Origin of the sequence: Jiangella endophytica (genome assembly GCF_003427025.1) — a bacterium.
Taxonomy (GTDB): domain Bacteria; phylum Actinomycetota; class Actinomycetes; order Jiangellales; family Jiangellaceae; genus Jiangella; species Jiangella endophytica.
Map to the genome: position 1 here is coordinate 226,734 of NZ_QVAI01000011.1, position 25,161 is coordinate 251,894.

Below are 25,161 nucleotides of genomic sequence, written 5' to 3' on the forward strand. Positions count from 1 at the left end.
TCCGAGGTAAGCTAAACCGTCCAGACGGTACAGTAACACCGTCAGAATCGAGGTTCATCCCCGTGCCACGCCCCTCTTCTCGCGATCGCATCCTCGACGCGCTGGAGCGCATACTCGTCGAGACGGGCCTGCACGCGGTGACGCTGGAGCACGTGGCCAGCGTCGCCGGCGTCTCCAAGGGCGGCCTGCTGTACCACTTCCCCACCAAAGAAGCGCTGATCACCGGGCTGGCCCGGCGGCTGGCCGACGCGGTCGAGGACGAGTTCGACCAGGCGCTCCGCTCGGACGACGTCGTCGGCTTCTTCCTGCGCACGTCGGTGCCGTCGTCGGAGGACGGCGCGGTCTACTGGTCGCTGCTGGCCGCGCTGCGCACCAACGACGTCGCCAGCGAAGAGGCCCGCCGCCTGGTGATGTACTGCTTCGTCCGGTGGGCGGAGATCCTGCGTGAGCACATCGACGACCCGGTGACGGCCGAGATCGTCCGGCTGGTCGGCGACGGCCTCTACCTGAGCGCGCTGGCCGGGCTGCCGATGCCGGACCCCGCCCTGCTGGACGAGGTACGACGCCGGCTCACCCGCGAGGCGAACCAGTCTCCTTGACCTGCGCCGGGCCGGGCCGTAGGCATGACCCGCCCGGCCCGGGTGGTGCCCACCCTAAGGGCGGGCACCGACAACGTCGCGCCGCGAACGAGCCCGGGTGCGTCGCCCCCGTCTCGGCCGCCTTGTGGCAGGCCACGGCCTCGGGAGACGCACCCTAGGAGACGACGGCCGGCTCGACGTCGACCGGGAGCTGCGTCTCCTGCTGCCTGCTGACGGCCGCCGCGACCAGGCCGGTGAACAGCGGGTGCGGGCGGGTGGGCCGCGACTTCAGTTCCGGATGCGCCTGCGTGGCGACGAAGAACGGATGGACGTCGCGGGGCAGCTCGACGAACTCGACCAGCGTGCCGTCGGGCGACGTCCCGGACACCACCAGCCCGGCCTTGACCAGGCGGTCGCGATGCTCGTTGTTCACCTCGAAGCGGTGCCGGTGCCGCTCGGTGACCCGGCCCGCGCCGTACAGCTCGCGGGCCAGCGTCCCCTCGCCCAGCACGGCCGGGTACGAGCCCAGCCGCATGGTGCCGCCGAGGTCGCCCTTCCCCGCCACGATGCCCTTCTGGTCCTCCATGGTCGCGATGACCGGCTCCGGCGTGTCGGGGTCGAACTCGGCCGAGCTGGCCTGCACGAGGCCGGCCTCGGACCGGGCGTACTCGATGACCATGCACTGCAGGCCCAGGCACAGCCCGAGGGTCGGGATCTGGTGCTCGCGGGCGTACCGGATGGCGCCGATCTTGCCCTCGATGCCGCGGATGCCGAACCCGCCCGGGATGACGACGCCGTCGACGTCGCCCAGCCGGGCCGCGGCGCCCTCGGGCGTCTCGCACTCGTCGGACGGGACCCAGCGGATGTGCACCTTGGCGTCGTTGGCGAAACCGCCGGCCCGCAGCGCCTCGGTGACCGACAGGTACGCGTCGGGCAGGTCGACGTACTTGCCGACCAGCGCGACGGTGACGTCGTGGCGCGGGTGGTGCACGCGGCGCAGCAGGTCGTCCCACGCCGTCCAGTCGACGTCGCGGAAGGACAGCCCGAGCCGCTTGACGACGTAGGCGTCGAGACCCTCGGCGTGCAGCACCTTCGGGATGTCGTAGATGGACGGCGCGTCGACGGCGGCCACGACGGCCTCGGCGTCGACGTCGCACATCAGCGAGATCTTCCGCTTCACGCCCGCCGGGATCGGCCGGTCGGACCGGCACACGATGGCGTCGGGCGTGATGCCGACCTGGCGCAGGGCGGCGACCGAGTGCTGCGTGGGCTTCGTCTTCAGCTCGCCCGACGGCGCGAGGTACGGCACCAGCGAGACGTGCAGGAAGAAGCAGCGGTCGCGGCCGACGTCGTGGCGGACCTGCCGCGCGGCCTCGAGGAACGGCAGCGACTCGATGTCGCCGACGGTGCCGCCGATCTCGTGGATGACGACGTCGACGTCGCCCTCACCGATGGCGATCATGCGGTCCTTGATCTCGTTGGTGATGTGCGGGATGACCTGGACGGTGTCGCCCAGGTACTCGCCGCGCCGCTCCTTCGCGATGACGTCGGAGTACACCTGCCCGGTGGTGACGTTGGCCGAGCCCTCGAGGTCGCGGTCGAGGAAACGCTCGTAATGGCCGACGTCGAGGTCGGTCTCGGCTCCGTCCTCGGTGACGAACACCTCACCGTGCTGGAACGGGTTCATCGTGCCGGGGTCGACGTTGAGATACGGGTCGAGCTTCTGCATGGTGACCCGCAGTCCGCGGGCGGTGAGCAGGCTCCCCAACGACGAGGCGGTGAGCCCCTTACCGAGGGAGGAGGCGACTCCTCCGGTCACGAACACATGGGTAGTCGGCTGCAAGGCCAAGAGGGGCTCCCGTGGTCAATCCGTCAACTGGCGGCTCGGCGACGAAACGCTGAACCTTTGCTCCACGGACCTTCAGCCTAACAGTCCCGGGGCCCTGCTCGGGCCGACTCGCCGCAGCCCGTGTTCGCCGTCACAGAACTTGATGAGATCTTTCTCCGATCGGGGTGGCTTGCCGATCTTGATCCGGTACGTTTGGCTTCGGCCACTTTCCCCCGTGGTGGCCACCGCCCCCGCCGGACTCGCGGCTGGCGGGGGCGGACCAAACGTGCGTCAACGCCCGGCGAGGTCCCGGCACAGGTCGGCGACCAGCCGGGCGTTGTCGTCCTCGTCCGGCCAGGTCTCGGCCTGCCTGCGTGCCCGAGCGCCCAGATCGGCCCGGGCCCGCTGGTCGTCGAGCAGCTCGCCGACGGCGTCGGCGACGGCGGCCACGTCGCCGACGGGGACCACCCGCGCGCCGTCACCGACCAGCTCGGGCACGCCGCCGGCCGCCGTCGTCACCACCGGCAGGCCCACCTGCATGGCCTCCTGGATGACCAGTGGGCGGCCCTCCCAGACGGACGTGAGCACATAGAGGTCCGCGGCGCCCAGCAGGTCGGGGATGTCGGAGCGGCGGCCGAGCAGCCGCACCGGCAGGTCGTCGGCCTCGATGGCGCGGTTCAGCTCGTCCTCCAGCGGACCGTCGCCGGCCACCACGACCAGCGGCGACGGGGTCCGTTCGCGCCAGCGGGCCGCGGCGGCCAGCAGGACGTCCAGCCCCTTCTGCTCGGCCAGCCGGTTGACCGCCAGCAGCAGCGGGCGGTCCCCCGCACCGAGCTCGGCCCGGACGGCGTCCGCGTCGCGCTTGGCGGGCTGCACCCGCGGCGCCGCGACCGGGGCCAGCCGGACGTCCGGCGCGCCGAGCTCACGGGCCCGGGCGACCAGGTCGGACGAGACGCCCAGCGTGACGTCGGCCCGGCGCGCCGCCAGCCGCTCCAGGCCGGTGATCAGCACCCGCTTCGGGCCTGTCGCGAGGACCGCGTTGTGCCAGGTCGCGAGCAACGGGACCCGTCCCTCGCGGCGCCTGCCGAGCGCCAGCCCGGACAGCGCCGCCGCCCGGAATCCGTGCGCATGCACCGCGTCGGTGCCGCGGAACGCCCGCCGCAGCCCCTGGACGGCGGCGAAGTCGGCCGGCGGGTTCGGCGCGCTGCCGATGCGGACCGGCGCGAACCGGGCGCCGGCGGCGGTGAAGTCGAACCGTTCCTGCGTCTCCGGTGGGCCGGCCACGCCGACCTCGATCCCGAGCCCGCCCAGCCGCTCGACCAGCGACCGGACATGCATGCCGACGCCCCCCGCCGTCATGCCGACGACGATCGTCAGCCTCATCTCTCTCCTCCGTGTGGTCCTTCACCAGGCGTGCTCACGCTTGCCCAGGCATGCATGCCTGGTAGAGCGGAAAGAGCCCAACTTAACGTGATCATCTCAGCGGCGGAGCAGGGCCCGCAGGTCGCCGCGGAGGACGGGCCAGGCCAGGGCTGCCGCGACCACCGTCACCGCCAGCGCCGCCAGCAGCCCGGCCAGCACCAGCTCCAGCGCCGAGCCCGGTCCGAACGCCGACGCCACCGCCCAGCCGGCCGCCGCGCCCGCCCCGGCCGCCACCGCGCCGACGACGAACGTCCGCGCCACCCCGGCCAGCGCGACCCCGCCGGAGTCGCGGACGATCCCGGCCAGCAGCAGCACGCCGGCCACGCTCAGCCCGGCCGTGTGCGCCACGCCGAGCGCCGCCGTCGTGCCGTCCTCGCCGACCGACGACGTCAGCGCGACCGCCAGCGCGATGACCACCAGCCAGCCGCCTGCTGTCGCGGCCGCCGACGTCTTGCCGCGGCCGCGCGCGTAGAGGGCCCGGCCGAGGTGCGCCACCAGCCCGTAGCCGATCAGCCCGGGCGCGAAGGCGACCAGCGCCCATGCCATGCGTTCCGGTGGCGCGTCGCCCGCTCCGATCGCGGCGAAGAACCGGGCCACCGGCCAGGCCACCGCGGTCAGCACCGCCGCGCCCAGCAGCGACACCAGCACGACGGCCCGAGTCGACCGCGCGAGCACGTCGGCGTACGAGGACCGCGCCGTCTCGGCGTGCTCGGACAGCCGCGGGAACGCCGCCGTGGCGATCGGGACGGCCAGCACGGCGTACGGCAGCAGGAACACCATCCAGCTGTTCAGGTACGTCACCGCGCCGCCGGTGCCGCCGTGCTCGTTCGACATCAGATACGACGTCAGGTAGGCCAGCTGCTGCGCGACCAGCGTGACCAGCCCGGCGCCGGCCAGCAGCGCCGCCCGCCGACGAACGCCGTCCGGGAACCGCAGCGTCGGCCGCAGCCCGGTCACCCGCAGTAGCATCGGCAGCAACGTCGCCAGCGCCAGCGCGAGCACGCCGAGCGTCGTCCCGCCGGCCAGCACCAGTTCGTCACCGCGGTCCAGGGTCGACAGGTCGTTCGCGTCGCCGCTGAACACCACGCCGAACGCTACGTACGCGCCGGCCACGACCAGGCTGGACAGCACCGGTGCGAGCGCCGCCGCCAGGAACCGGCGATGTGCCTGCAGCGTCCCGGCGGTCACGACGGCGATGCCGTACAGCGGGATCTGCGGCAGGAACAGCAACAGCATGGCGCGTCCGGCGTCGACGCCCTCGGAGCCGCCGGCGCCGCCGAGCATCAGCTCCATCAGCGGCCCGGCGATCAGCACCCCGAGCAGCGCGACCGGCACCAGCAGCACCAGCGTCCAGCCGAGCAACGCGGACACCGTCCGGCGGACGTGCTCGTGGTCACCCCGGCCGGCCGCGGCGGCCAGCAACGGGACGACGGCGCCGGCCAGCGCGCCGCCGGCGACGATCTCGAAGACGACGTTGGGGATCGCGTTGGCGGTCGCGTAGACGCTGCCCAGCAGCGTCTCGCCGACCTGCGACTGGAAGACCAGCTGGCGGCCGAAGCCGACGACCCGGGCCAGCACGCTGACCACGGCGATCAGCGCCGCGCCTCCGGCGATCCCGGCGGCCGCCCCAGCGGCGACCCGGCGCGCGCTCACCGCGTCAGCGCTGGCGGCCGAGGTCGTCGAGCTCGCGCAGCACCGGCGTGCGCTCGATGACCTTGGTGAAGCTGACCTTCTCGCTGGCCAGGGTCAGCCCGGTGACGACGGCCAGGTGCGCCAGCCGCGCGGCCCGGCCCTCGCGGGCGACCAGCGCCAGCCCGAGCAGCGCGCCCAGCGTGTTGGCGCCGGCGTCGCCGAGCATGGTCCGCTCGCCGAGGTCGTCGGGCAGCATGGCCAGCGCGGCTCCGACGGCGGCCGCACCCACCGGCGCCGCGGGGCCGCCCACGACGGCCGGCGCGTGCAGCAGCACGGTCTTGTTGGCCCGGCCCGGCCGCAGGTCGAGCAGGTTCAGCAGGTTGGCGTGCCCGGCGATCGCCGCGCCACCGATGGCGGCATCGACGACGTTGTCGCTGACCAGCGCGCCACCCACGACCCCGGCCGCACCGATGACACCGATCTTGACGACGCCGCTGGTCACCTCGCCGGACTGCAGGGCGCTGAGGTGACCGCGCAGGCCCTTGCTCGCCGTCGTGCCGAACAGGTCGTCGTAGAGCCCGACGGCACCGACGGCGACCGCGGCGGTCAGCCCGGCGGTGCGGGCCCGCGCCGGCAGCCCCGGCGCGACGGCGATGCCGACGGCGGCACCCGTGGCGACGGCCGGCCCGGCGGCCAGGGTCACCGTCGAGCCGCGGAAGTTCTTGCGCTCCCAGCGCTCGGCGCCGCCGGGCTTCGCCTCAGCGACCTTGCGTGCCGCCAGCCAGGCGGCCGCGCCCGCGGCGCCGGCCGCGACCAGCGAACCGACGATGCGCCTCACGACGAGCTCCCATCGGTCGGCTCGCCGGTGACGGCGGCGCCGGGCTCCTCGGGCACCGGCGGCAGCGCGCCGTCGGTCTCGCCGACCACGCCGTACTGCCCGGAGCCGCCCCCGGCCTGCTCGCTCAGCGCGAAGACGACGGCCGCGCGGCCGCTGGGCAGGTCGACGGAGTCGACGGTGGACACGACCTCGGCGAGGTCGCCGTTGTCGCGGATGGTGCGCAGCAGGCCGTCCTCGGCGGTCGAGGCCGGACCGGCCACGACGGTGCCGGCGTCGGCGGCGTCGATGCTGCCCACGAGCGTGGCCAGGCGGTCCAGCCGGTCGCCCGCGTCGTCGCCGGAGACGTTGCCGGCGACCAGCACCGCGAGCGACGGCGCCACCGAGGCGTCCTGCTCGAGCGTGATGAGGTCGGACTCCTCGAACGCCGTGACCGTGGCGGTGTCGACGGTCTCGTGCGAGGCGCCGGGCTCGGTCGGCGGCGCCATCAGCGCGGACGCCAGCACCGCGGCGCCGCGGGCGTACCCGCCGCCCTCGGTCGGCAGTTCGGTGCCGGACGACACGAGGGTGCTGGCCAGCTCGTCGAGCACCGGCTCGGAGTCGGGGTCGGTCCACGTCGGCTCGATGCGGACCGTGAGGTCGGCCGTCGCGCCCGCCTGGGCCAGAGTCTCGCGAACGGCGGTGACGGTCTCCTCGTCGGCACCCGGGAGCGCGATGACGCCGACGTACTCGCCCTCGAGCTGGCCGGTGACCAGGCGCGGCGTGACCTCCTCGAGGAAGGCCTGCTGATATGCGGTGTCGGCCTCGGTGGCCTCGAGCTGCTGGCGCAGCTCGCGGTTCTCGTCGCGCAGCGAAGAGGTCTGCTCGGCCAGTGTGTCGTCGACGGTGTCGCCGAGCGGGCCAGCGCCGAGCACGATGCCTGCCGCCAGCGCGAAGAAGACGGCGATGATCGAGACCAGGTGGTAGCGAAAGTCGATCACGTCAGAAGAGTCCCTGCACCCAGAAGTAGAAGCGGTCCCACCACGAGCCCACGATGTCGAGGTAGGCCTGGCCGGTCGGGGTCGCGTTCATGGCGGCGACCACCGCCGTGATGCCGGCGATGATGAGCACGGCCAGCATCCACGTGGGGACGCTGCTGTGGTAGAGCCGGCTCACGCCCTTGGCGTCGACGAGCTTACTGCCCACCCGCAGCCGGGTGAGGAACGTACTGGCCATCCCGGAACGGCCCTTGTCGAGGAACTCGACCAGGGTGGCGTGCGTGCCGACGGCCACGATGAGGCTGGCGCCTTTGTCGTCGGCCAGCAGCATGGCGATGTCCTCGCTGGTGCCGGTGGCCGCGAACGGGACGCCCGACAACCCCATGCGCTCCAGCCGGCCCAGGCCCGGCGCGCGGCCGTCGCGGTAGGCGTGCACGATGAGCTCGGCGCCGCTGGACAGTGCGTCGTCGGACACGGAGTCCATGTCGCCGACGATCAGGTCGGGCTTCTGCCCGACCTCGAGCAGCGCGTCGGCGCCGCCGTCGACGCCGATGAGAATGGGGTCGTACTCGCGGATGTACGGCCGCAGAGTCGCGAGGTCTTCTTTGTAGTCGTACCCCCGCACGACGATGAGGACGTGCCGGCCCTCGAGGTCGGTGCGGATCTCGGGCACGCCGACGCCGTCGAGGAGCAGCTCGCGCTCGCGCTTGAGGAACTCCATGGTGTTGGCGGCGAACGCCTCGAGCTGCGCGGACAGGCCCTCGCGGGCCGCGCTCATCAGCTTGGCGAGGCTCTCCTCGTCGTGCCGGATGCCGACGCCGACGGTGTCGCCGGTGCTGTCGCGGTACAGCGTGGTGCCGTCGACGCGCAGCCGCTCGCCCTCTTTGACGGCGCTGAACAGATCGGGTCCGACGTCGTCGACCAGCGGGATGCCGGCCCGGACGATGATGTCGGGCCCCAGGTTCGGGTAGCGGCCGCTGACCGACGGGCGGACATTGACGACCGCGCCGGCCTGACAGGCGACGAGCGCTTCGGCGGAGACGCGGTCGAGGTCGAGGTGATCGATGACGGCGATCTCGCCCGGTTTGAGGCGTTTCGTCAAGTTCTTCGTGCGGTGATCGAGGCGCACGACGCCGCTGACCCCGGGCAGGTCATCGGGCTTGCGGCGGCGCAGTGCAGGCATCCTCACCAAGCGAATCCTGCCATGTCCGGACGCGTAACACCGCATCGGTCCGGCGTGTGTTGGCCGATTCTCCCAGCTTCACCCGGGCCGTTCGGCGGTCCCGGCGGGGACCGGCCGGGCCGGGTGCGGCGGTGCGGAACGGGCGAGCGGACGGCCTCCTGAACCGCTCGCTGGACGACCCTGCGGAAGAGGCGGCGGACGGCGCGGCGGGCGGCGCGGCAGCCGGTTGCGGCACGCGGCCGCGGCCGCGCATCGGCCCCGCGCACGCCGGCCCCACGTCCTGTGTGCTCCCGCACCGGCGAGCCGCCGCCACCGTGGGCGGACCTCCGTTGAAGCAGGCGCACGAGCCCTACCGGGCAGGTCAGCCGGCCACTGCCCGAGCACCAGCGCCGAACACCTGAGCCGGTCGCCTGAACCGGTCACCTGAGCCGATCACCTGAACCGGCCACCTGAGCCCACTGTCCCGGCCGAAGGCGCCCGGCTCGGGCAGCCGTCTGGCCCGCAACGGCCGGTCAGGCTGGGGTCACTGGCGCGCCAGCGCGATCCGGATCTCCGCCTCGTGGTCGACGATGCCGTCACCGGACACGTCGTAGACGACGCGGTCGATGTCGCCGGTGAACGGGAACGGCGCCGAGTACACCTGGGTGACCGGCGAGCCGGCGTCCGCGCCGACGGCGACACCCGACGCCAGTCCCATGGCGATGGGAATCGTCACCGGCAGCTCGCCGGAGCCGATCGCGACACCGTCGACGAACAGGGTCGCGGTGCCGGGCGTGCCCTTCCCCTCCGTGGTCCGGGCCTCCCCCGTCGGCGCGAACTCGAAGCTCAGCGCGTGCCGGCCGGGCGGGACGGTGCCGTCGGAGACGACGTGGAACTCCTGGTCCGCGACGTAGTTGTAGACGTAGTGCAGGCGCCCGTCGCGCAGGAAGAACGTGAAGCCGCCGTCGACGCCGCCCTGTGAGACCAGCACGCCCTCGGCGCCGTCGTCCGGGACCGTGACCAGCGCCGTGATCGTGTGCGCCCGGTTGACCAGCCGTGGCGCCGCCACCGACGGCACCTCCTGCGTCCCCGGCCGGTAGACGTAGCGGGTCCGCGGCGGGGCGATCATCGGCCGCTCCTCCGCGAGGCGCTGCTGGCCCCGTCCGTCGACCGGCAGGACGTTGTATTTGCCGGCCTCGACGTACCACTGGGCGATCAGCTCGATCAGAACGTCGCGGTGTTCGGCGGCGAGGTCGTGGTTCTCCGTCGGGTCCTCCGTGACGTGGTACAGCTCCCAGCCGGTCGCGTCGAGTGTGGTCAGCTCCTGGTCCGTGATCGGGGTGCCGAACGGGCGCCCGGACTCGGCGAACGACGGGCCCGGCCACGGGCAGACAGCACGCCACTCGCCGTGGTGGATCGCGCGGGTCCCGAGCATCTCGAAGTACTGGGTGACGTGCCGGGTGGGTGCGTCCGCGTCGTCGAAGGTGGAGGCGAAGCTGACGCCTTCGAGCGGCGCCTGCGTCACGCCGCGGAGCTGGTCCGGCGGCTCCAGCCCGAGCGCGTCGAGCACCGTCGGGACCAGGTCGATCGCGTGTGCGTACTGGTGGCGCACCTCGCCGTGCGAGGCGATCCCGCGCGGCCAGTGCACGATGAACGGGTCGCTGACGCCGCCCCGGTAGGTCTCTCGCTTCCAGCGGCGGAACGGCGTGTTGCCGGCCCACGCCCAGCCCCACGGGTAGTGGTTGAAGTGCTTCGGCCCGCCGAGCTCGTCGATCGCGGCGAGGTTCTGCTCCAGCGACTCCGGCACGAAGTTGAAGAACTTGTTCTCGTTGACCGAGCCGGTCGGCCCGCCCTCCGCGCTGGCCCCGTTGTCCGACAGGACCATGACCAGTGTGTTCTCCAGCTCGCCGAGGTCGTCGAGGAAGTCCAGGAGCCGCCCGATCTGGTGGTCGGTGTGCGTGAGGTACCCGGCGAACACCTCCATCATCCGGGCATAGAGGCGGCGCTCGTCGTCGCTGCAGTCCTGCCACAGCTGCACGTCCGGGTCGTGCCGGGACAGTTCCGCGTCGGACGGGAGCAGCCCCAGCTCACGCTGCCGGGCGAACACCCGCTCGCGGTAAGCGTCCCAGCCGTCGTCGAACACGCCCGCGTACCGGTCGGCCCACTCGCGCGCCACGTGGTGCGGCGCGTGCATGGCGCCGGTGGCGAAGTAGAGGAAGAACGGTTTGTTCGGCGCGACCTGCTTGGCGTCGGCGATGAACGCGATCGCGGTGTCGGCGAGGTCCTCGGTGAGGTGATAGCCCTGCTCCGGCGTCCGCGGCGGCTCGACGCGGTGGTTGTCGCGGGTCAGCTCCGGGTAGTACTGGTGGGTGTCACCGCCCATGAAGCCGTAGTAGCGCTCGAAGCCGCGGCCCAGCGGCCAGCGGTCGTACGGCCCGGCTGCCGACGTCTGGTCGGCCGGGGTCAGGTGCCATTTGCCGACGGCGTAGGTGTTGTAGCCGTGGCCCAGCAGCGTCTCGGACAGGAAGCCGTTCTCGAACGGGATGTAGCCGTCGTAGCCCGGGAAGCCGGTGGAGATCTCGGTGATGCCGGCCATGTGGTTCGAGTGGTGGTTGCGGCCGGTCAGCACGCACGACCGCGTCGGCGAGCACAGCGCCGTCGTGTGCATGTTGGCGTACCGCAGGCCGCCCTCGGCCAGGCGGTCCAGGTTCGGTGTCTCGATCGGACTGCCGTAGCAGCCCAACTGGCCGAAGCCGGTGTCGTCCAGGATGACGAACAGGACGTTCGGCGCGTCGTCGGCCGCACGCCGCGGCTCCGGCCAGGCCGGCTCGGACACGTCGAACGTCCGGCCCACGACGCCCGGGAACGCCCGCCCGGCCGGGTACTCGGTCAGCGGCATCGCCCGCTCCTCCTCGGTCAGACCAGCAGCTTCGCCTTCTGCGTCGCGAACTCCTCGGCGCTGATCACCCCCTCGTCGCGCAGCCTGGCCAGCTTCGTCAGCTCGTCAGCGGTGCTCGTGCCGTCGCCGTTGCTGCCGGCCGCGTCGCGGACGTATTCGCGGAACGCCTCGTCGCGGCGCTGGTAGTCGGCCGCCATCCGCTCGGCCATACCGGAGCCGCGCGCGATCAGGTAGATCAGCGCACCGAACAGCGGCAGCACCAGGATGAAGATCGTCCACAGCGCCTTCGTCCAGCCGCCCAGGTCCTTGCTGCGGAACACGTCGGTGAGCAGTGTCACCAGGAGCCAGATCCAGGCGATGAACAGGAAGAACCAGAGCATCGTCAGGAACAGGTTCAGGAGCGGGTAGTCGTCCATGGTCCACCTCCGGAGGCAGAATCCCGCTTCGCGGCGCCGGCTTCCTCACCCCGGGCGGGTGATCCCGGGCGGTTCGGCGTCCCCGCGGTCCTGACCGGCGCGCACGACACTCATCCGGTGCGCGATCTGCGACGACGCGACGGCGAACAGCGCGCCGATCACGACCAGGTCGAAGACGATCTGCACCATCGCCGCGATCCGCGCCTCCTGCCCGGCGGCGTGCACGTCGCCGTAGCCGACGGTGCCCAGCGTCACGATGGCGAAGTAGAGCGCGTCGGTGCGGGTCTCCAGGCCGGCGAACTGGTCCGGGTCGTTGCGTTCCATCAGGTAGTACGCGAGCGCGAAGAACACCACGACGACGTACAACACGGTCAGCAGGCCGGACACCCGGGCCTTGGCCTGGTCGAGGTGGGCGGCGAACCGGCGGACCTCGTGCAGCGTCAGCCAGATCAGCCCGGCGACCCCGGCCACGAAGGCCGTGGCACCGACGATCTCCGGCGGGGCGTCCGGCGGACCCAGCGGCAGCGTGTAGTAGACCAGGATCGTGCAGGCCAGCGTGCCGACGCTGCGCAGGATGTTCCTCATCGCGCGACCTCTCTCACCGGCGGGTCGTGGACCATCGTCGTCCTCGCGACCAGGTCGTGGACGGCGCGGGAGTCGCGGCTGAACAGCGTCCACAGCACCCCGATCGGGAACACGACGACGACCAGAGCGCGGACGAGCGCCCGGGGGACGCCGGGCAGCCCTCCCCCGGGCGCGAGCACGCGCAGCCCGAGCACCAACTGGCCCGGCGTGCGGCCGATCAAGGCCCAACCGGTGGTCAGATAGGCGACGACCAGCACCGAATGCCCAGCTCCGAAGGCCCATCCGGGGAACGACGGGAGCGCGAACGGCGGCCCCTCCAGCGTGTACCGGATCCCGCTGAGTGTCACCCCCACCAGCGCCGTCGCCGCCGCCACCACAGCGACGTCGACCAGTGCGGCGGCAACCCGGGACACCAGACCCGCTCCGCTCACGGCGGCGCTCGCCCCGGCCCTTCGAGTCCGCCCTCGTCATCGGCCGACGTGCCGGTGTCCGGCGCACCGGTCGGCTCCTCCGTGGCCCGCTCAGCCTCGGCCGGCCCTTCACCGGCCGGCGGGCCGGCAACGGCCCCACCAGCGGCCGGCTCGTCCCCGGACCTCGCGTCCTCGTCCGCCAGGCCCGCGTCCCGCCCACCAGCCGCCGGGCCACCCCCGCCGTCCGCAGGCGGCGCACCGTTCGCCGGCCCAGCAGTCACCTCGCGAGGCCGGTCGGCCGGCGTCCGAACGGTGTCGCGAGGCGCCCGGCGCAGGACGACGCGGTCGACGAAGCCGTTGATCACCCGGTCGGCGTCGGCGCTGCGCGCCCGCACCGCGTCGACCGTCTCGGCGGCCATGCCGGCGCTGGACTCCCGCACGATCCGGCCCAGGTCGATGTCGTCGAGCACCCGCTCGACCAGCTCCGGCACCCGCAACCGCGTCACGACGGCGTCCAGATCCACGCGTTGCACCACCTCGTCGACGTCCACGCGGCTCACGGCGGTGTCGAGGTCGACCCGGCCCACGATCGCGTCGACGTCCACCCGCCGGACGATCCCGTTCACGTCGACCTCGTCGAGGACCGCGTCGACGTCCGTCTCCTCGACGACGCGGGCCACCGAGCGCCGCCACGCCGTCCGGAGCAGCAGCGCCGCCTCACCCTCGTTCCGGCGCTGCTGCTCGCGGCCGACGCCGGCCAGACGGTCGATCCGTCCCGCCAGCCCCGTCCGGCCGGCGACGAACGCGCCGGCGCGGACCGTCACCGATGCCGCGGCCTCCATCGGCATCGCCACGCCCGCCGCGACGTCCAGCACGCGGCGACTGGTCAGCGCGGCCAAGCCGAGCGCCGCCTCCCCCAGCCGGCCGGCCGCCGCCCACGCGATCGCCCCGGTCTCCCCGCGACCGGCCGGTGGTGGCGGCGGGCCCACGCGACCGTCAGCCGTCCAGTCCCGCGCCCGCGGCGGCTTGACCAGGTCCGTCAGCCCGCGGACGGCCAGTCCGGCGCCGCCCGCCAGCACACGTCCGGCCCGTCCGGCCGCCCGTACCGGCGCCGGTCGCCGCCGCACGCCGTCCGTCTCGTCCGTGCCCATCGCGCCACCTCACCCTCACGGCAAGGCTCCCGCGGGCACGTCCGGCCGGTCCTCACCCGCCTCAGGTGATCCGGCCCGCAGGCTCAGGTCGACGTAGAGGTAGCCGAGCACCAGCGCGACGAACGGGATGGTCACCACATAGACCAGCGCGGTGATGACGTTGATGACGTTGAACGAGCCGTCGGACACCAGCAGCAGGACGATCCCGACCAGCGGTCCGGTGATCGCACCCAGCCCCACGACGAGCGCTCCGACCGCCGTCGCGCGCCACCACTGGCCGCGGACCACCTCGCGGCTGCGATGGAACGCCGTGCCGGCGCGGTGGTCCTCCATCATGACCGCCTGGACGGCGAACCCGTTGCGGACCGCGTAGATCAGCGCGAGCGGCGCCGTTACGACGAACAGCAGCAGCGCCCAGACGATGACCACCAGCCGCGCCGCCACCAACGCCAGCGGCCGCAGCTTCGCGCGCACCGCGCGGTACGCCGACAGCACGGTCACCCGTTCCCCGGCGTCGAGGTCGCGCAGCGCCTCGGCCGTCGCCGCGACCACGCAGAAGTACGCGAGCAGCGAGATGGCGCCGCCCATCAGCACCACGATGAACACCGTCGCCGCGTTCTGGTCGCCGTCGGTGTCGACCAGCGACGTCAGCTCGCCCGCTTCGACCAGCACCCACTGCAGTCCGGCCGCGATCAGCATGACCGGGATGTAGACCAGCCCGATCCCGATGAACAGCAACGGATGCCGCGCGTACATACGCCGTGCGGCGACGATGATGCGCCCCCAGCTGCGCCGCTGCATGACGGGGTACGGGTCGCCGGGTCCCCAGCGGGTGCGGCTGGCGACGGCGGCGATGGCCGCGACGAGGACGGCCAGGCCCAGCAGGACGGCCGGTGGGTTGCGCACCAGCTGACGCAGCAGGTTCGACCCGGTCGCGACGACGCCGCAGAACGCGTCGGTGGCGCTCGGCCCCAGCGACGCGCCGAGTGGGACGGTCGCACTGGTGTCGCGCCAGCTCGTCTCGGACCAGCGGATCGGCGCGGTCCACTGGCTCTTCATGTTCGGGCCGGTGGGACCGTTGTAGAAGGACTCCTGCCGCTCGCCCCAGTGGCCCTGGAACCCCAGCCACGGGTACTCGGACACGTAGTCGTCGGTAGGGATCACGTCGGTGCGGGTGCGCAGCTGGGTGTGCGGCCCGGTGGTGTCGTCGCAGCCGACACCGGTCGCGGAGCTGGCGCCGAGGTAGAGCGCCGGGGTGAAGAAGTTCGCGTGCGACCCCTCCGCCGGATAGACGACCGGGTGTGTGCCGTCGACGATCTCCAGCTTGTCGTCGCCCCAGCCGGCCCGCTCGGCGCCGGAGTGCTGGCTGTAGCCGATGCTCGTAGGGTCGACGTCCAGTGCGGCCTCGGCGTCTGGGGCGTCGAAGACGAGCTGAATCATCTCCCAGTCGCCCTCATGCAGGTTGTTGAAGTCGTTGAAGACGTAGAAGAACCAGTACTGGACGGCGGTCTGCTCGGGCCGGGCGGCGTCCTCGACGACGCGGCCGTAGACCGTCGGGACGGTGCCGCGGCTGATCGCGCGCCCCCACTGCTCGTAGCCGCAGCCGGGGTTCAGCGGGTCGCCGGGGAAGTCGAGGTGGTAGTCCAGCAGCCCGGCGCCGAGGTCGTCGGCGCTCGGTGCGATCTCGACCAGGTCGTTCGTGGTCCACGGCCCGCGCAGCGCGACCCCGTCGTTGTCCATCAGCACGTCGACGTCGGTCGGCGGATACGGCTCACCGTTGCCGCACGGCTCCAGCTGCTCGCGGACCCGCACGACGGGCGCGTAGCGCTGGACGAGTTCCTCCTCCGCGGGCTCCTGCATCCGAACGGCCGAACGCGGGCCGTCCGCGAGCGGGACGGCGTCGACGGGGATCGCCGTCGACGCCGCGCTGGTCGAGACCGTCGTGGGCGTCGTCGCGGCCTCGGCCTGCGCCTGGGCCGCCGGGACCGTCGTCGCGGCGACGGCTACGAGGGCGAGCAGCGCCGGGACCATGGCGCTCACCCTAGCCTCGCGCCGGGCCCGCGGGCAGGAGGTTCAGCGACCCCGTTTCGAGCTCGCCGCGGTCTCGAGCAGCTCCTCGGCGTGCGCCCGCGCCGAGGCCGATCCTTCGAGGCCGGCGAGCATGCGCGACAGCTCGCTCACACGGCCGGTGTCGTCGAGCGTCTCGACGCCGCTGCTGGTGACGCGGCCGTCGTCGGACTTGACGACCTTGAGGTGCTGGTCGGCGAACGCCGCGACCTGCGGCAGGTGCGTCACGACGAGGACCTGTGCGTGCTGGGCGAGCATGGCCAGCCGGCGGCCGACCTCGACCGCCGCCTTGCCGCCGACCCCCGCGTCGACCTCGTCGAACACGAACGTCGGGACCGGGTCGGCGCCGGCGAACACGACCTCGATGGCCAGCATGAGCCGCGACAGCTCGCCGCCGGACGCACCCTTGTCGAGCGGCCGCGGCTGGGCGCCGTTGTGGCCGGTGAACAGGATCTCGACGTCGTCGACGCCGGTCGGGCCGAAGCCGTCGCGGGGGCGGACCTCGACGACGATGCGGGCGTGCGGCATGGCGAGCGCGGTGAGCTCGACGCTGACGTCGTCGGCGAACCGGGCGGCGGACTCGGTGCGCGCCTTGGTGATGGTGGCGGCGAGGTCGCCCAGCTCGGCCGTCAGCGACTCCCGCTCCTGCCCGAGCGCCGACACCCGGTCATCGTCGCCGTCGAGCTCGAGCAACCGGCGTGACCCGGCCTCGGCCCAGGCCAGCACCTCGTCGAGGGTCTCGCCGTACTTGCGGGTCAGCGCGGTGAGCGCGGCGCGGCGCGACTGGACACCGGCCAGCCGCTCGGGGTCGGTGTCGACGCCGGCGCCGTACGAGGCGAGGTCGGCGGCGACGTCGCCGACCAGGTAGGCGGCCTCGGCGAGCCGGTCGGCCAGGCCGGCCAGTTCGGGGTCGTGGTCGCGTTCGGGGTCGAGTGCCTGGCGGGCCTGGGCCAGCAGGCTGAGCACGTCGGGCGCGTCCGGGACGGCTTCGTCGCCGGACAGCCCCTGGTGCGCGGTGACGGCGGCGGTGCGCAGGGCGTCGGCGTGCGCGAGCCGGCCCTCCTCGGCGCGCAGGGCGTCGTCCTCGCCGGGCTGTGGGTCGACGGACTCGACCTCACCGAGCCCGAGCCGGAGCAGGTCGGCCTCCTGGGCGCGCTCGCGGGCCTTCGTCGTGACCTCGTCCAGCTCGGCCTCGACGGCGCGGAGCCTGGCGTAGCGGATGGCGTAGTCGGCCAGTGGCTCGGCGACCGACGCCCCGGCATAGCGGTCGAGGGCCGCGAGCTGCCGCGATGTCCTGAGGAGGCGCTGCTGGTCGCTCTGCCCGTGCACCGCGACGAGCCCGTCGGCCAGCTCGCCGAGCAGGCTCACCGGGGCGCTGTGCCCGCCGACGTGCGCGCGGGACCGGCCCTCGGCCATGACGGTGCGGCTGAGCAGCAGTTCGACGCGTTCTTTCTTGTTCCTGCCCTTGCCGGTGCTGCCGGCCGGCTCGAGTTCGGCGCCCGCCTCAGCGGCCCGCTCGGCGACCGTTCCGCCGGCGTCGATGGTGACGCGGCCCTCGACCAGCGCTCGACGGGTGCCGGTGCGGACGGCGCCGCCGTCGGCGCGACCGCCCATGAGCAGGTTGAGGCCGGTCAGCACCATGGTCTTGCCGGCGCCGGTCTCGCCCGTGACGACGGTGAGCCCGGGCCCCAGCTCGAGTTGGGCGTCGTCGATGACGCCGAGTCCACGGATACGGATTTCCTCAAGCACGGGACCTCAGCCTACCGTCGCGCTGCCGCCGAACGCGGGAGCGACTTGTCGGTGGATGCGTGGTTGATCCGGGGCGCCGGCCGGGCGGAAACGCGTCGGACGACCACGGACACGCCGCCCCAGAGCAGACTCGAACCGTCGACCCCCAGCCCGCGCATCAGGAACGCTGCGGGCCGGCCCGGGCCTCGGCCTCGGCGTCGGTGCGGGCGCCGGCGCGGCCGGGCGGTCGCGGCGGGTCATGAACGCGGGCCTCGCCAGCCCTCGACCGGGAGGGCGAACTTGGCGACCAGCCGGTCGGTGAACGGAGCGGTGTGCAGCCGCGCCAGCCGGACCGGCTGCGACCCGCGGCAGACCTCGACCCGGGCGCCGGGCGGCACCTCGACCGCGCGACGTCCGTCGCACCAGAGGACCGCGCCGCGGGTGCGGTGCTGCACCGTCACCGCCATGACGGACGTCGGCGCGACCACGAGCGGGCGGGCGAACAAGGCGTGCGCGCTGATCGGGACCATCAGCAGCGCCTCGACCTCCGGCCACACCACCGGGCCCCCGGCGCTGAACGCGTACGCCGTCGACCCCGTCGGGGTGGCCATGACGACGCCGTCGCAGCCCCAGCGTGAGAGCGCCCGGCCGTCGATCTCGGCGACGAGGTCGAGCATGCGTTCGCGGCTGGCCTTCTCGACGCTGACCTCGTTGAGCGCCCAGCCGGCCGCGGTCTGCGTGCCGTCGTGCCGCACGAGGACGTCGATGGTCATGCGCTCCTCGACGGTGTAGTTGCGCTTGACGATGTGGTCGACGGTGAATCCGAGGTCGTCGACCTCGGACTCGGCGAGGAAGCCGACGTGGCCGAGGTTGACCCCGAGGATGGGCGTGCTGGTGGTGCGGGCGACCTCGGCGCCGCGCAGGATCGTCCCGTCGCCGCCGATGACCACGACCAGCTCGCAGTCGTCAGCGGCATTCGGATCGCCCTCGGCGACGACCGCGGCGACCCGGCTGTCGGACTCGGGGATGTCGATGTCGTGACGCTCGTCGGCCATGACGCGCACGGCGACGCCGGCCGCGCTGAGCTTGTCGATCACCTTGGCGGCGACCTGTCGGGCCTCCTCGCGTCCGGTGTGGGTGACGAGCAGCACCGTGCGGGTCATTGCGGCCCTTCCTCTACTGCGCGCTGGACGTCTTCCTTGCGGACTTCGGGAGCGCCGGCCCGCATCCAGAGGAAGTACTCGACGTTGCCGGACGGGCCGGGCAGCGGACTGGCGGTGACGCCGTTGACGCCGAGGCCCAGGTCGCCGGCCGCCCGTGCGACGTCGGCCACGGCCTCTGCCCGCAGCGCCGGATCGCGCACGACGCCGCCCTTGCCGACGCGGTCCTTCCCGACCTCGAACTGCGGCTTCACCATGAGCGCGAAGTCGGCGTCGGGCCGGCTGACCGCGACCAGCGGGCCGAGCACCAGTCGCAGAGAGATGAACGACAGGTCGCCCACCACGACGGCGACCGGCTCCCCCACGATGTCCGCCGACAGGTCGCGGACGTTCGTGCGGTCGTGCACCTCGACCCGCGCGTCCGACCGAAGCGACCACGCCAACTGCCCATACCCGACGTCGACCGCCACGACGGACGCCGCCCCGCGCCGCAACAGCACGTCGGTGAAGCCGCCGGTCGACGCGCCGGCATCGAGGCAACGCTTACCGGCGACCGTCAGCCCGGCCGGCTCGAACGCGTCGAGCGCGCCGGCCAGCTTGTGCCCGCCGCGCGAGACGTACTCGTCGCCCTCGACCGGGTCGGTCACCAGCACCGCATCGGCAGGGTCGACGGCCGTCGCCGTCTTCGTCGCGACCCGTCCACTCACCATCACCCGGCCGTCGCCGACCAGCGTGGCGGCGTGCTCACGCGAGCGGGCCAGGCCACGGCGCACCAGCTCCGCATCGAGGCGTCGTCGAGGTGGCACCGGGCGGTCAGCCTTCGCCGTCGCCGGGACCGGCATAGCCCGCAGCCCCGCCAGAACCCGAGCCCGCGCCGTCACCAGCGGTCCCCCCGTAGGGCGTCGGCCGACCGGGTGAAGCGGACTCACCGTGGTCGTCGCCGGCCGCCGCGTCGTGCTCGGCAGCCGACAGCGCGTCGGAGTCGTCCTCCGGCAACGCGTCGGGCTCGCCGGCCAGGCGGTCCAGCAGCACCTGATGGACCCGCTCGACCATCGGGGCGTGCTCGTGCACCGGCAGCCCCTCGAGCGACTCGAGCGTGCGCACCGCCTCGTCGACCTGGGCGTCGCCGCTTCCGCCGTCGTCCATCAGTTCCCGCATGACGGTAACGCTAGTACGGCCGCGTGGACGGGCGGGTGATTCGAGCGGCATCGAGCGCAGCCCGGACCGACACAGGATCGACGGAGCTCCCGCTGCCTTCCCCGGCGGCGTCGGCAGCGGCCCAGACCGCGCCGCACACGGCCCGCAGCGCGTCCAGGCCGCCGTCGCCCGCACCGTCCGCACCCGCACCGCCGTTGCCCGCACCGCCCGCACCCGCACCCGCGCTGAACTCGTCTGCGCCGTCTCCGCCCCGGCCCGCCCCTTCGACGCCGACTTCGCCCACGGCAGACCCGTGCGTGCCGGGACCGCCCGAGCGGGAACCGTCCGCCGGGACCCGAGCGAGCCGCAGTTCGCCGCCCTCGACGACCGCATGCCAGTCGCCCACCTTCGCCTCGCCCGCACGGACCGACAACGCGTCGGCCGGCTGCGCCAGCGCGCGCAGGTCGTGTCCGACGTAGGTTGGGCGCAGCCGCGGCGGCGCCTGCACGAGGTCGATCGGATCGGTGACGCCCGTGAGCACCAGCAGGCTGTCCGCGCCGGCGGCATTGGCCCCTTCGACGTCGGTGTCGAGGCGGTCGCCGACCACCAGCGGTCGCGTCGCCTGGGAACGCAGCATCGCCTCACGATGCATCGGCGGCTCCGGCTTGCCCGCGACGACCGGTTCGCGCCCCGTGGCCGTCCGGATCGCGTCGACCAACGTGCCGTTGCCCGGGGCCCGGCCGCGGTCGGTCGGGACGACGGGGTCGGTGTTGGTGGCGACCCATGGGAGTCCGGACGCCACGGCATAGGTGCCTTCGGCGAGCATCGGCCAGCCGACCTTCGGCGAGAAGCCCTGCACGACCGCGACCGGTCCGTCGTCGGCGCCGGAGACCGGGACGAGGTCCTGCTCGCGCAACGCGACCTCGAGCCCTTCGCCGCCGACCACCAGCACCTTCGAACCACTCGGCAGTTGCTCGGCCAGCAGCCGGGCGGCGGCCTGCGCCGACGTGACGACCTCGTCGGGCCGAGCGTCGACACCGATCTCGGTGAGGTGCACCGCGACCCGCTCCGGTGGGCGGGAGGCGTTGTTGGTGACGAACGCCAGCCGCATGCCGGCCGCACGAGCCTGCCGCAACGCCTCGGGCGCGTGCGGCACCGGGTGGGCGCCGATGTAGACGACACCGTCGAGGTCGAGCAGGGCGACGTCGTAGGTCTGGGTCAAGGGCTGCACGACACCCATCCTCCCAGCCGGTTCACCCGGCGGGCGCAGCCGGGCAGCCGGACCAGCCCGCGTACCATCCGCTAGATGACCTCCGCCGGGCCGCCACCGCCGCTGCGGCTGTCGCCGTTCCGCGCGACGACCTACGCACCCGGCACCGACCTGGCTGCGGTGGTGTGCCCGCCGTACGACGTGATCGGTGACCGTGCGCTCGCGGAGTTCGAGGCGCACGACCCGCACAACATCGTCCACCTGACGCTCCCCCGCGCCCTGCCCGGTGACGGCGACCGCTACGCCCGGGCCGCGCAGACGCTGCGGGAGTGGCGCGAGGCCGGCGTGCTTCGCCGCGACCCGGCTCCGGCGTTGTACGTCTACGAACACGTGACCTCCGGTGGCGCTGCGATCGGCCTGGTAGGTGGCATCGGCCTCGACGGCCCCGTTCTTCCACACGAGAACACCTTTCCCGGCCCGGTGGCCGACCGTGCCGCGCTGATGAACGCGACCCGGATGCAGCTCGAGCCGATCCTGCTGACGTATGACGGCGGCGGCGCGGCCAGCGAGGTCGTCGACCACACGGCCGGCACGGTGCCGCACCTGGAGTTCACGGTCGCCGGTGAGACACACCGGCTCTGGCGCGTGGATCATCCCCCCGAGCTCGACGCCGTGGCCGCCGACCTGGCCGGCCGCACCGCGCTGATCGCCGACGGACACCATCGGTTCGCCGCCTACCGGGCCGTGCACGCGGCCGACCCCGCACCAGCCGGCACCGACCACGGCCTGGCCCTGCTGGTCGACGCCGCTCGGCATCCGCTGGAGCTGCGCGGCATCCACCGCAGCGTCGCAGGCCTATCCCTCGACGATGCGGCGGCCGCCGCTGCCAAGGCGTTCGACGTCGTCGCGCTCGCTGCCGATGACGACCCCACCGCCGCACTCGAGGCCGAGCGTGGCACTGCGTTCGTCATCGGTGACGGGCGGCGGCAGGCGCTGCTGCGCGCACCGCGCGCGTCGGTGGTCGCCGACGCGCTGCCGGCCGAGCGGCCCGACGGCTGGGGCACGCTGGACGCGGCAGTGCTGGTGGACGTGCTGCTGGCCTACCTGTGGGACGTCGACGACGCCGACCTGCGTGTGACGTACCACCACGACGGCCGCGACGCGCTTCGCGCAGCTGCACGCGACGCGGGGCTCGCTGTGCTGGTGCGACCGCCCGCACTGGCGGACGTGCTGGCTCTGGCGTCTCGTGGCGAGCGGATGCCGCGCAAGTCGACGTCCTTCGGGCCGAAGCCGTGGACGGGGCTACTGATGCGCGACCTCGCCCCCGATCAGCACTAGGCGCCTTTCGGGCGGTGGTTCCGGCTGCGGCGGTGCCGCCGCGACGGGCGCTTTCGCCGCGCGCTTCTTCGGTGTCGGTGGCGGCTCGCGGATCAGGAGGCTGGCCGTCTCGATCTCGATCTCGAAGGTGCTCTGACCAGGGCCGGCGCCCGAGCGCCAGAACCGGCGGCGGAGAGCCCCAGTGATCTCGACGGTGTCGCCCTGGTCGAGGACGCGCAGGCTACGTCGCTGCGCGGGCCCCCACGCGGTGCAGGTGACGGTGTCGACCCGGCGGGGAGCCGGAACGCCGGCCGGCGGCCGTGGTCGCTGGACGACCAGACGGGTCGTCACGATCTCATCACCGCTGGGCAGCATGACCGCCTCAGGTTCGACGGACAGTCTGCCGATGAGCCGGACCTCGTTGGAATGCTCGACCGGCTTCGTTGTCGCTCTCATCGTGCTGCTCCTTCGGCTGATGGGGGAATCGGGATCTGCCTCAAGGGTGGGTGGGGCAGAGGGGTGTGTGCAGCCGTGGAATGCCGAATTGTGGATGAGCGACGGAAGTGGTTAGGGCTGTGGACGGGGACGAGCGGGACCGTCTCGCGACGGGATGCCGGGGCAGGTCGCCGCCGTCCGGACCGGATTCTCCTCAGATGGTCGGCGCCGGGTGAGTGGCTCGCGGTGCGGGCGCACAGAGGCCAGCGGTGCCCCGATCCGGCGGGACCGTACGCGGTAGGCGTGCGGGCCTTGAACGGCGGCGCCGGACGAGGCTCCTGTGAGTGGAGCATCAGGCGGCGTGCGGCCTGGGCCTCTGCGCCGCCGGTCCTCCGTGAGCGGAACGTCCAGCAGCCCGGCTCCGCTGCCGCTCCGGCCCAGCCGACAGCACACAGCGAGCCGAACCAACCGCCAGCAGCCCGTGCCCCCTGCCGCCCCGGCCCAGCCGCCGACGCCCGAGCAGCCCCGACGTCTCGCGGTTGACGCAGCCTCCGTCAGTGCCACCGACGTCTCACTCACGAAGCGGTCCACGCTGCCCCGCCCGGCCGCCGGTTCACCGTCGGGCTGGGCCGGCCCGCGGCCACGATCAGCTCGAGGCGTGCCGCATCGTCGGCACCGGCGCGAATGACGGCGCCGGCGTTCCCGCCGCGACAGCGGTCGGATCGGAACGCGACGACGGTGCGCGAACGCGCGTGAGGCGCCGGCCCCGGGGCGGTCGCGTCCGCCCGACCGCGCCAGCGCCCGCAGACGTCGCCGAGGTCGCGGAGCTGGCGCTAGGCGGGCCCGTACCGTCCGGCCCGAGCCCGGCGCCCGGGCGTGGCGGCCTGGCTCTGTTGCCTCGCCCTGTCGTCCGGGCCTGCCGCCGACGCGGGCGCCGGGAGGGTGGTCAGTCCTCGCCGAGCTCGGCCGCCCGCTCGGCGGCGTCGGTCTCGCCGTCGACGTCGGCCTCGGCAGACCGCTGGAACCACCGGCGGGCCTCCTTGTCGCGGCCGGCGGCGAGCAGAGCATCGGCGTAGGCGTAGCGGAGCCGGACGACCCATTCCGCGCGGGAGTTGGATCGCAGCTCGGGGACCTGCAGCGATACCGCCGCGGCCTCGTGATCGCCGAGGTCGCGCCGGGCGCCGGCAGCCACGATGAGCATCTCGATGCGACCAGCGGTGTCGAGACCCGTGACGGCGGGATCGTGCGAGAGGTCGAGTGCTCGACGAGGCCGGCCGAGGCCACGCTCGGCATCGGCCATCATGGGGAGGTACTCGGCCGAGCCGGTCATCCGGCGGGCGGCGCGCAGTTCGGCGAGCGCGTCGGAGTACTTGCCGGCCAGGTAGGCCGCAACACCGGCGGCCTCGCGGACCACGCCGATGCGACCGGCCTTCCGCCGCGCGGCCATCGCGTGCTCGTACGCCTGCTGAGGGTCGTCGTCGAGCAGGCGCTGAGCCATCACCAGGTGCCGCGCCACGGCGGCCGCCATCTGGCCCGACAGCGCGCTGAGCTCGGACCTGATCTCCTCGTCGAGCTCGCGACCGGTGACGTCCTCGTCGACGATGGGGTCGGGGACGCGGGGCGCGCTGCTCGGTCCCGGAGCCGTCCGAGAGCGGTCTGCCTCGCCTGTGGGGCCACGGGACGCGCCTCCGCGCGGCCCACGGTCGCCGCTACCACCACCGGGGCCGCCGCCACGGCGCTCGCCACCGGGTCGGTCGCCACCGCGGCCGCCGCTGGGACGGCCACCTGCGCGGCCCCCGGACGAACGGTCGCCCCAGCTGCCGCCGGACGAGCCGGAACCTCGATCGCCGCCGCGACTACCCGAGGGACGGTCGCCGCCACGGGAGTCGTCGCCGGAACGAGGGCCGTAGGACCGGCCGCCACCGGGACCGCTGCGCCGGCCGCCCGAGTCGGACCCACCGTCATCGCGGCGACCGCGCCCGCGCGGGTCGTCACCGGAACGCTGACTGTAGGGGCGGCCGCCACCACTGGGGCGATCGCTGCCACGCGAATCGTCTCGGGAGCGTTCGCCGTAGGACCGTCCACCGCCAGAGGAACGTTCGCCGCCACGGGAGTCGTCGTCCGGTCGTCGGCTGTACGAGCGACCGCCCTGGCCGCCGGAGGGGCGGCCACCGCCGCGCGAGTCGTCACCGGAACGCGGACCAGACGAGCG

At 73.5% G+C, this 25,161-nt stretch carries 21 protein-coding genes; 2 read left to right on the forward strand and 19 right to left on the reverse strand.

Annotation, left to right across the window (positions count from 1 at the left end):
• Positions 1–62 precede the first annotated feature (62 nt).
• A complete protein-coding gene (locus DZA62_RS22145; RefSeq protein ID WP_116951105.1) occupies positions 63–599 on the forward strand; it encodes a TetR/AcrR family transcriptional regulator in 537 nt (178 codons plus the stop codon).
• Between the two features lie 154 nt (positions 600–753).
• Here DZA62_RS22145 and DZA62_RS22150 read toward each other — a convergent pair whose 3' ends face one another.
• The 17 genes from DZA62_RS22150 to DZA62_RS22230 form a co-directional block, all read right to left on the reverse strand.
• The gene (locus DZA62_RS22150; RefSeq protein WP_116951106.1) at positions 754–2,403 is read right to left on the reverse strand and encodes a CTP synthase; all 1,650 of its coding nucleotides are present in this window, start codon (positions 2,401–2,403) and stop codon (positions 754–756) included.
• A gap of 294 nt (positions 2,404–2,697) precedes the next feature.
• A complete protein-coding gene (locus tag DZA62_RS22155; protein WP_116951107.1) occupies positions 2,698–3,789 on the reverse strand; it encodes a glycosyltransferase family 4 protein in 1,092 nt (363 codons plus the stop codon).
• A 96-nt stretch (positions 3,790–3,885) separates the two neighbouring features.
• Positions 3,886–5,481, reverse strand: a complete 1,596-nt coding sequence (gene murJ, locus DZA62_RS22160; RefSeq protein WP_116951108.1) for a murein biosynthesis integral membrane protein MurJ — start codon at positions 5,479–5,481, stop codon at positions 3,886–3,888.
• 4 nt (positions 5,482–5,485) lie between these two features.
• Positions 5,486–6,298 (reverse strand): hypothetical protein, encoded by an 813-nt coding sequence (locus tag DZA62_RS22165; protein WP_116951109.1) that lies wholly within the window; start codon positions 6,296–6,298, stop codon positions 5,486–5,488.
• Positions 6,295–7,275, reverse strand: a complete 981-nt coding sequence (locus DZA62_RS22170; protein ID WP_116951110.1) for a copper transporter — start codon at positions 7,273–7,275, stop codon at positions 6,295–6,297. Before DZA62_RS22170 ends, DZA62_RS22165 begins: the two co-directional genes overlap by 4 nt.
• Before the next feature lies 1 nt (position 7,276).
• Positions 7,277–8,461, reverse strand: coding sequence for a putative cytokinetic ring protein SteA (gene steA / locus DZA62_RS22175; RefSeq protein WP_116951111.1), 1,185 nt, complete (start codon positions 8,459–8,461; stop codon positions 7,277–7,279).
• Between the two features lie 517 nt (positions 8,462–8,978).
• Positions 8,979–11,333 carry a sulfatase-like hydrolase/transferase gene (locus DZA62_RS22180; RefSeq protein WP_116951112.1) on the reverse strand — a complete coding sequence of 785 codons (2,355 nt, stop codon included), beginning with the start codon at positions 11,331–11,333 and terminating at the stop codon, positions 8,979–8,981.
• A 17-nt stretch (positions 11,334–11,350) separates the two neighbouring features.
• Entirely contained in the window at positions 11,351–11,749 is a 399-nt protein-coding gene (locus DZA62_RS22185) for an SHOCT domain-containing protein (RefSeq protein WP_116951113.1), read from the reverse strand.
• Positions 11,750–11,794: 45 nt separating this feature from the next.
• On the reverse strand, positions 11,795–12,334 hold the full coding sequence (locus tag DZA62_RS22190; protein ID WP_116951114.1) for a potassium channel family protein: 540 nt from the start codon (positions 12,332–12,334) through the stop codon (positions 11,795–11,797).
• Positions 12,331–12,747, reverse strand: coding sequence for an RDD family protein (locus tag DZA62_RS22195; protein WP_198664051.1), 417 nt, complete (start codon positions 12,745–12,747; stop codon positions 12,331–12,333). Before DZA62_RS22195 ends, DZA62_RS22190 begins: the two co-directional genes overlap by 4 nt.
• A 14-nt stretch (positions 12,748–12,761) precedes the next feature.
• Positions 12,762–13,895 (reverse strand): hypothetical protein, encoded by a 1,134-nt coding sequence (locus tag DZA62_RS35860; RefSeq protein ID WP_157987832.1) that lies wholly within the window; start codon positions 13,893–13,895, stop codon positions 12,762–12,764.
• A gap of 15 nt (positions 13,896–13,910) precedes the next feature.
• Positions 13,911–15,926 (reverse strand): Vps62-related protein, encoded by a 2,016-nt coding sequence (locus tag DZA62_RS22205; protein ID WP_116951116.1) that lies wholly within the window; start codon positions 15,924–15,926, stop codon positions 13,911–13,913.
• A gap of 42 nt (positions 15,927–15,968) precedes the next feature.
• Complete coding sequence (gene recN, locus DZA62_RS22210; protein WP_116951117.1) at positions 15,969–17,711, reverse strand: DNA repair protein RecN; 1,743 nt, start codon at positions 17,709–17,711, stop codon at positions 15,969–15,971.
• A 236-nt stretch (positions 17,712–17,947) separates the two neighbouring features.
• Positions 17,948–18,853 (reverse strand): NAD kinase, encoded by a 906-nt coding sequence (locus DZA62_RS22215; protein ID WP_198664052.1) that lies wholly within the window; start codon positions 18,851–18,853, stop codon positions 17,948–17,950.
• Positions 18,850–19,692 carry a TlyA family RNA methyltransferase gene (locus DZA62_RS22220; RefSeq protein ID WP_116951118.1) on the reverse strand — a complete coding sequence of 281 codons (843 nt, stop codon included), beginning with the start codon at positions 19,690–19,692 and terminating at the stop codon, positions 18,850–18,852. The genes DZA62_RS22215 and DZA62_RS22220 overlap by 4 nt, the downstream gene beginning before the upstream one ends.
• The gene (locus DZA62_RS22225; RefSeq protein WP_116951119.1) at positions 19,664–20,008 is read right to left on the reverse strand and encodes a hypothetical protein; all 345 of its coding nucleotides are present in this window, start codon (positions 20,006–20,008) and stop codon (positions 19,664–19,666) included. Before DZA62_RS22225 ends, DZA62_RS22220 begins: the two co-directional genes overlap by 29 nt.
• Before the next feature lie 10 nt (positions 20,009–20,018).
• Entirely contained in the window at positions 20,019–21,227 is a 1,209-nt protein-coding gene (locus tag DZA62_RS22230; protein WP_116951120.1) for an HAD-IIA family hydrolase, read from the reverse strand.
• A gap of 66 nt (positions 21,228–21,293) precedes the next feature.
• Between DZA62_RS22230 and DZA62_RS22235 the strand changes: the two genes are divergently transcribed.
• A complete protein-coding gene (locus DZA62_RS22235) occupies positions 21,294–22,535 on the forward strand; it encodes a DUF1015 family protein (RefSeq protein WP_116951121.1) in 1,242 nt (413 codons plus the stop codon).
• Here the strand turns inward: DZA62_RS22235 and DZA62_RS22240 are convergent.
• Positions 22,500–22,970: a single-stranded DNA-binding protein gene (locus DZA62_RS22240; protein ID WP_116951122.1), complete on the reverse strand. Its 471-nt coding sequence runs from the start codon at positions 22,968–22,970 to the stop codon at positions 22,500–22,502. The two genes, DZA62_RS22235 and DZA62_RS22240, sit on opposite strands and share 36 nt — an antisense overlap.
• 925 nt (positions 22,971–23,895) lie before the next feature.
• Positions 23,896–24,465, reverse strand: coding sequence for a hypothetical protein (locus tag DZA62_RS22245; protein ID WP_198664053.1), 570 nt, complete (start codon positions 24,463–24,465; stop codon positions 23,896–23,898).
• Positions 24,466–25,161: the final 696 nt, after the last annotated feature.